Here is a 6,913-nt window from a genome sequence, read left to right as displayed (position 1 = left end):
ATTCGACATCCTCCCGATCCATGTACGCCGCGATGATCGAATCGACGAAAGAGAGTTCGCTGTACCGGCGGAAGAGGGCCTGCGCGGCGTTGAAATCCGACTTCGGGGCGTGAACTATCTCGAAGTGCGCGCCCTCGATGAGCCGGTTCAGCATCTGGTTCGCGGCGTCTACACCGAGTTTCTCGCCGGAGAGGGTCAGCGTCTCCGCGACCACGTAGTTCGTGACGATGGCTTCCGGAAGCTCCCCGTGGTCGATACCTCGGACGATCTCCCGGGCGCGGTCGTGGTACTCGTCACGGGCGCTGGCACTGGCGAAGAGAACGTTGGTGTCCAGGAGGGCGACCGCCATCACTCCGCCCCGAACTCGCCCTCAACTTCTACGGCGTTCGTCTCACCGACGTCCACGGGATCGAAATCGTCGAAGACGCCCTCGCGTTGATGGACGATTTCTACGTAGAGGTTCCCCTCTTCGCCGGTCGTCCAGCGGAGTGTATCACCCGGTTCGATGTCGAGACGACGGCGGAGATCCGCCGGGATCGTGACCATCCCTCGGTCGCTGACCTTCGTTTCCTCGGGCACTTCTCCAGTTGCCATACGTGTACGTACCGGCTCACCCAGTATACATGTTGCTCCACATGTAGGGCGTTCACGGCGTCTCAGCCGCCAGGAGGTACCGCTCGGCGGTCACAGATGTTCCGCGCGGTGTCTTGTGTACGCTCGTCTTGGCCGCCACGTCCCTCCACGAGAGCCCGTTCTCCCGCGCCGGACGACATCGATGCTCCCGGACTCGATGTTGTCCAGCATCCGCATGTACTTCTCTCGGTCGGCGTTGCGGTCGGCGGCGCGGCGGTCGTAGTGGGCGGTGTGGCTCCAGACGGCGAACAGGTGGGCACACGGGCCGTCGTCGTACGTGTGGCCCTGCAGCGGCCGGCTGGGCGCCATGCTCCAGCCGGAAGCAGCCGCCTTCATCATCCGGCCACCGCAGTGGGGACAGTACCGGCTCATGCCGACCACCCCTGTCTAACCGATTTTATGCAGCTTTCAGAATCAAATAATTTGGATTCTGAGTTGTGTCTACTGCTCGATAATGACGTTTGCGATAGTAAGTAGTGGGACCGCCGTGATTCGAACACGGGTCCAACGGACCCCATCCGCAGAGGATACCACTACCCCACGGTCCCAGGCATTTCGACGGAGGGCGCTTTGACGTTTAACCTCTTCGTTTCCCCCCGACCGTCAGACGAAGACGCGCTCGAGGTCGACGACCACGCCGGCGTCCGCGTCGGGGTCGCCCGCGAGGTGGCCGAGACACACCGCCGCGCCATCAGGGGTGTAACAGACGACGAGGTCACCCATCGTCGCGTCGTCAAGATCGGTCTCGATGATGCCGGGTGCGTAGAGCGGCGCCCCCTCGGCGATCTCCGCAGCGGCGGAGGGAGCGGCTGTCAGCGACGGGAGATGTTCGAGCGCGCGTTCGGCGGGCGAGACGACTTCCCGAAGCAGTTCGGGATCGTCGTTCTCGCGCCAGAAGGCCAAGCCGTCGGCGAGGTCGTGCAGCGTGACAAGCGCGCTGTCGTCGAACGTCCCAGTCTTGCTTCGGCGGAGGTCACCCATGTGTGCGCCGGTGCCCAACGCGAGCCCGAGGTCGTGACAGAGCTTCCGGACGTAGGTGCCACTCGCACATTCGATATCGATGAGCGCGCGGCGTTCCTCGGTTTCGAGCGCCCGCAATCGATGAATCGTTCGGATGCGAAGGCGCCGCACGACGGCGGATTTCCGCGGCGGTTTCTGATACAGCGGCCCTTCGAACTCGGCGAGCGTCGATTCGAAGTCGGCCGGGGCAGGGGCGTGCAGTTCCAGCACCGAAAGATATCCCTTTCGGCTGTCGTCGAAGACCTGCGCGGCACGCGTCGCGGTGCCGGTGAGAATCGGCAGACAGCCGGTCACCTTGGGGTCGAGCGTCCCGGCGTGGGCCGCCCGCTCGACGTCGGCCATGTCCCGAACCCAGGCGGCGACCTGGTGGGCGGAGGGGCCGGCCGGCTTGTCGAGGTTGACGACGCCGAACTCAAGCAGGGTGTCAGGGTCGCGGTCGTCGGGCGGCCCACGTTCGTGCATGGTTAGAACTCGTAGTCGGCGCCCTGAATCGGCATCATCCCCTCGTCGGCGTCGGGGCCGTACTCGTCGATGGTCGTCAGGATGACTTCCATGACGCCCTCCGGCGAGAGTCGAGCGGTGTTGAGCACGAGGTCGTAGATATCCAGGTTCTCGATGTCGATGTTGTAGTATTCCTGATAGCGGCGCGCTTCGCTGTTGCCACGCGCCTGGGTCTCCTTGCGAGCGAGATCGATCGATTTGTCCTCGCGGTCGGCGATGCGTTCGGCGCGAACGTCGAGTGGGGCATCGAGCCAGACGCGGAAATCAGCATGCTCGCCGGCCATCCAGCCGGCCAGCCGGGATTCGAGAACGAGGTTATCCCGCGATTTCGCGATTTCTCGCAGCCGTCGGTCAAGGTCGCGGTCGATCTGGCCGTCCTCTTCGGCCAGTTTGTTCAACTCGAGCGGCGTGAGGCCGCGCTCGTCGGCCAGCTCCCGGAAGATGTCACCACCGCTTACGTGGTCGTACTCCAGCGCCTCGGCCAACGCGTCGGCGGCAGTGCTCTTGCCACTGCCGGCGGGGCCGGAGATGGTTATCAACATATCAGTACTGCGCTGCTGCGATTGAAAGAGGTTGCCCTTCGAAGCGACCTGTGGCACGGAATCGCGAACCGCTGGCGCCGATTACGTCGGCGTCGTCTGGATGTTCAGCGACTTCCGGATGACCTGCGTGAAACACATCGAGCAGACGAAGTACCAGACGATCCACACGCGAATCGGGCCGACGAAGCCGTCGTTCCAGCCCACCTCGCCCACGAACGGCAGCACCATGTTGGTGAGCGTGCCGTCGTAGATGGAGGCGCCGCGGAAGCCGACGATTGCGTACATCCACAGGAACACGGGAATGGTGAGGAGCATAATCCACACCATCGGCCGGAACTGCTCTTTGAACATCCCCATGTTGTCGGCCATCGCGTCCATCTGCTCTTCCTGGATGCGTTCGAGCGCCTCGTCGTCGCCGCGTTCCTTTGCCTCCTTGCGCTTTTCCTGGATCTCGCTCATCCGATCCTGGTATTTGCTCATGACCTCCATGTTCATGAGGTTCGATTGCAGGAGCGTCGAGTACAGGCCGGTGAACAGCGCAAGCACCATCACGACGGCGAAGAACGGCAGGACGCCGAGCAGCGGCCCCAACACGATGTCGAGGGCGTTGGCCAGCGGAATCCGAACGGAGTCGAACGTGTAGCCGGCGAACATCGAAACCGCGCCGACCGCGGCCATCTTGTCCCATTTCGTCCACGAGGAGTCCTCGTCGGGCGCGTCGGGCAACTCGGTGTCGTCTTCGAGCGCCTCCCGGACGCCGTCGGCATCGGCGAGGTCGAAGCCTTCGCCGTCGGAGTCGACGAGCACTCCCTTCTCGATGAGGCGGCCCCACTGGCCACTCGTGAGTTCGTCGGAGACGTCGCCCCACGAGACGGTGCCTTCGTCGGCCCGTTCGAGGACGTACTCGATGGCCGATTCCATCTCGGGGTCTTCCCGGACGAGTTCTTGCACTTTCGAAGCGGTACGTGCCATTACCCCTCTTTGGCAAGGGCGGGTAATCAACCTTTTACTCTGCTGCCGGGTGAAAACGCCTCCGAGTCACGTGTCGTCGTCCAATCGCTCCGAGAGTCGGTCGAACCGCTCGCGAAGCCGCGCTTTGCGCTCCTCGGTCGATTCCGGCAGTGGTTCGATGGCGGCGAGTTCGCCGTCATCGAAGGTGCACTCACAGACAGTGCCCTCCGTGACACCCTCTGGTAGCTCATCCGCGGGAACGAGTCGCTCGGCGACCGTTTCGCCCTCCGCCTCGACCAAGAGGACAGCTTGCCCCGCTTCGATTCGGTCGACCGTTCCGGTGTAGACGCCGTCGAGCGTCATGCGCCGGCTGTCACCCCGACTGGATTGTACCGTGCGCTGGCCGCCTCGGCATTCAGGACGAACTGTTCAGTCGTCGAATCAGTCGTGTTGGCGGTCGCCGCCGACGCGTCCTGGATTTCGAGCGGGTCGGCTGTCGCCTCGTGCTGGGCACGAACTGATATCGTCTCGCCGTCGCTGACGAAGACGACGGTTCCGTGAACGGCCGTCCACAGCGCCCGAACGTCCCGTTCCGCGAACCGCTGGAGCGGTTCGTCGTGTGGATGGCCGTACTGGGAGTCGTACGCCGAAGAGATGACAGCGACCTCTGGGGAGGCAGCATCGAGCAGCGCCGGGCTAGAGGAGGTATCGGAACCGTGGTGGCCCGCCTGATACACGTCGGCATCAAGGGAGGCATCGTGTTCGTCGACGATTCGCTGTTCCGTCTCCCGCCCTGCGTCACCGGTGAAAAGGAACCCGTTCTCGCCGAACTGGAGATGGACGGCGACCCCGTCAGCATGGAGTTCGTCGCCGCCCGACGATTCGGGATTGACGACGCGCGCGCGGACGCCGTCGAACGGTATCTCGTCACCATCCGCGACCTCGAAGAGGTCGACGTTGTGGCGCTCGACGGCATCGAGATATCGCTCGTAGGTCTTCGAGGTGTGCGGCACACCGGAGTCGTAGACGGCGCCGACGCCGTCTTTCTCCGTCTCGTAGTAATCGATGACGGCTTCGTGGCCGCCGATGTGGTCGGCGTGGGCGTGGGTCGTCACGAGGTGGTCGATGCGTTCGACGTCGTTGGCTTCGAGATACTTGATGACCGCCTCGCCATCATCGCGCCAGTCGCCGGAGTCTATGAGCATCGTCTCGTTCTCGGTTCGGAGCAAGGTCGCATCAGCCTGGCCGACGTTAATGACGTGTACCTCGAAGGTTCCCGACGCCGCAGTCGTGGTCGGTGTGTCGCTGGGCTGGCTTTGGCCCCCATCAAGGCCAAGCTCGACGCCGGCCTCGACACAGCCGGCAGTCACGAGGAGGCCACAGAGCGCGATGACGGCGAGGTACCGACGCATAGGCTCAGCTACGCCTGGTGGCCACTACGGTCTTTTGGCTCTCGGCACGGCGTGGAAAAGCTCGATCCGGCCTCAGATGGCGTCTTCGATGGCGTCCTGCAGGTCGTCCCAAACCTCGTCTGGGCTCTGCTCGCCGTCGACGCGGACGAGTTCACCCTCGTCCTCGTAGTAATCGATGACGGGCTGAGTGTTCTCCTCGAACACGTTGAGGCGCTCTTTGACCGTCTCCTCGGTGTCGTCATCGCGCTGGATGAGTTCGCCGCCGCACTCGTCGCAGACGCCTTCCTCTTCGGGCGGGGCGAAATCGACGTGGAAGTTCGCACCGCAGTCGTCACAGACGCGGCGGCCGGTCAGGCGGTCGACCAGCTCCTCGCGGTCGACATCGAGTAGCGCGACGAGGTCGAGGTCGGTGATGTCGTCGAGATACTCCGCCTGCGAGAGGTTCCGGGGGTAACCGTCGAGGACGAAGCCGTCGGCGTCCTCGATTGCGGCCTTGACGATCTCGTTGACGACCGGGTCGGGCACGAGTTCGCCGGCTTCCATGAACGAACGCGGCGTGCCGTATTCGGTCTCCATGTCCTTGTTCGCCCGAAGCGCATCGCCCGTCGTGATGTGATCGACGTCGTACGCCTCGACGATGTTGCTGGACTGTGTCCCCTTTCCGGCTCCTGGCGGGCCAAGCACCAGAATCTTCGGCTGGCTCATACACACCGGTTTCAGCCCACTCCTAAAAGGCTTGTATGAACGCGGCGAGCGCCGCCTTCATATCGGCCGGCACCGACGCTCCGGTATGGCACGGGCCGAGACGCCGTCAGAACGGCGGCAGCTGCTTGTCGAATCAGTCGTCGCCCATCGGAAGGGCGGCGATGAGGCCATCGTCTTCGAGGGTGTGGATCGACCCGTCGAGTACGACGACCAGCGCCTCCGACTGGAGCTCGATGCCGACGAGCGCGACCGGCTCGACTCGCTGTTGTCGGAGTACCACGTCTTCAAGATCAAACAGCCTGAGACGCGGAAAGCCGACGATGGCGTCGTCTATCTCTCCGCGGTCACCGACCCAAAGCACGCCGCCGACTTCATCGAGGCACTGTTCCGGGACGTCTATGCGGCCGCCAAAACCTACGAACTGCGGGTCAGGGATACATAGCGGTACTTTTTCATCTCGACCGGGAGAACTGCAGTTGAATGTATATCGTCATCGTTGGTGCTGGTGATATCGGGACACCGCTCATCGAGATCGCGACCCGCGGCGGCAACGAGGTCGTCGTCATCGAAAAGGACGAGGAGCGCGCCGAAATCGCTGCCAGCAAGTTCGACTGTCTCGTCCTCAACGATGACGCAACGGTCAAGGAAACACTCGCGGACGCCGATGCCGACCGTGCGGATGCCGTCATCTCGACGACTGACCGCGACGCCACGAACATCATGGTCTGTCTGCTTGCCATGGAGTTCGACGTGCCACACATCGTCTCGGTCGTCCACGACCCGAACCACATGAACATCTTCAGACAGATCGGCGTCCATACGATGCAGAACCCCCAGCGGCTCATCGCCGAATACCTCTATCGGTCGGTCGAGCGGCCATCCGTCGTCGACTTCATGCACATCGGCGATGAGGCCGAGGTGTTCGAAATCGTCGTCGAGCGGGGCGCGCCGATAGCCGGCAAGACGATAGCCGATGCGGCAGCAGCGGAGTTACTGGGGGATGATATGCTCGTGGTCGCTATCGAACGGGAGGAAGGCGAACCCCCGATTACGCCCCGTGGAGGGACGACGGTTCAGGCCGGCGACCTCGTGACGGTGTACTCCGCGACGGGCGTCACCGAAGACGTCCTCGATATCTTCGTTTCATAG

The 6,913-nt window shown here is 63.3% G+C and carries 11 protein-coding genes and 1 tRNA gene; 2 read left to right on the top strand and 10 right to left on the bottom strand.

The annotated features are described in order from the left end of the window. From ACI8UR_RS07360 to ACI8UR_RS07315, 10 genes are all read right to left on the bottom strand, one after another. A partial coding sequence (locus ACI8UR_RS07360) for a type II toxin-antitoxin system VapC family toxin (RefSeq protein ID WP_415087716.1) occupies positions 1-349 on the bottom strand: 349 nt, incomplete at its 3' end. Continuing rightward, positions 349-594 carry an AbrB/MazE/SpoVT family DNA-binding domain-containing protein gene (locus ACI8UR_RS07355; protein WP_411714860.1) on the bottom strand — a complete coding sequence of 82 codons (246 nt, stop codon included), beginning with the start codon at positions 592-594 and terminating at the stop codon, positions 349-351. The genes ACI8UR_RS07360 and ACI8UR_RS07355, both read right to left, overlap by 1 nt. A 90-nt stretch (positions 595-684) precedes the next feature. Further along, positions 685-1,005 (bottom strand): hypothetical protein, encoded by a 321-nt coding sequence (locus ACI8UR_RS07350; RefSeq protein WP_411714861.1) that lies wholly within the window; start codon positions 1,003-1,005, stop codon positions 685-687. 105 nt (positions 1,006-1,110) lie between these two features. Then, a tRNA-Pro gene (locus ACI8UR_RS07345) sits at positions 1,111-1,181 on the bottom strand. A gap of 55 nt (positions 1,182-1,236) precedes the next feature. Then, a complete protein-coding gene (locus tag ACI8UR_RS07340) occupies positions 1,237-2,115 on the bottom strand; it encodes an RNA-guided pseudouridylation complex pseudouridine synthase subunit Cbf5 (protein WP_411714862.1) in 879 nt (292 codons plus the stop codon). 2 nt (positions 2,116-2,117) lie between these two features. Continuing rightward, positions 2,118-2,696 (bottom strand): (d)CMP kinase, encoded by a 579-nt coding sequence (cmk, locus tag ACI8UR_RS07335; protein ID WP_411714863.1) that lies wholly within the window; start codon positions 2,694-2,696, stop codon positions 2,118-2,120. Positions 2,697-2,777: 81 nt separating this feature from the next. Continuing rightward, on the bottom strand, positions 2,778-3,668 hold the full coding sequence (locus tag ACI8UR_RS07330; RefSeq protein WP_411714864.1) for a DUF106 domain-containing protein: 891 nt from the start codon (positions 3,666-3,668) through the stop codon (positions 2,778-2,780). A gap of 66 nt (positions 3,669-3,734) precedes the next feature. Continuing rightward, positions 3,735-4,010, bottom strand: a complete 276-nt coding sequence (locus ACI8UR_RS07325) for a DUF3006 domain-containing protein (protein ID WP_411714865.1) — start codon at positions 4,008-4,010, stop codon at positions 3,735-3,737. Further along, positions 4,007-5,059, bottom strand: coding sequence for a ComEC/Rec2 family competence protein (locus ACI8UR_RS07320; protein WP_411714866.1), 1,053 nt, complete (start codon positions 5,057-5,059; stop codon positions 4,007-4,009). Before ACI8UR_RS07320 ends, ACI8UR_RS07325 begins: the two co-directional genes overlap by 4 nt. A 72-nt stretch (positions 5,060-5,131) precedes the next feature. After that, entirely contained in the window at positions 5,132-5,764 is a 633-nt protein-coding gene (locus ACI8UR_RS07315; protein ID WP_415087715.1) for an adenylate kinase, read from the bottom strand. Positions 5,765-5,849: 85 nt separating this feature from the next. Between ACI8UR_RS07315 and ACI8UR_RS07310 the strand changes: the two genes are divergently transcribed. Together ACI8UR_RS07310 and ACI8UR_RS07305 are read left to right on the top strand one after the other, a co-directional pair. After that, positions 5,850-6,206 carry a hypothetical protein gene (locus ACI8UR_RS07310; protein WP_411714942.1) on the top strand — a complete coding sequence of 119 codons (357 nt, stop codon included), beginning with the start codon at positions 5,850-5,852 and terminating at the stop codon, positions 6,204-6,206. A gap of 38 nt (positions 6,207-6,244) precedes the next feature. Further along, positions 6,245-6,913, top strand: coding sequence for a potassium channel family protein (locus tag ACI8UR_RS07305; protein ID WP_411714941.1), 669 nt, complete (start codon positions 6,245-6,247; stop codon positions 6,911-6,913).

The sequence above is a fragment of the Natronomonas sp. genome (genome assembly GCF_047616845.1).
GTDB lineage: Archaea > Halobacteriota > Halobacteria > Halobacteriales > Haloarculaceae > Natronomonas.
The sequence above is the reverse complement of the archived record's forward strand: the minus strand, read 5'-3'. Positions and strand labels throughout refer to the sequence as shown.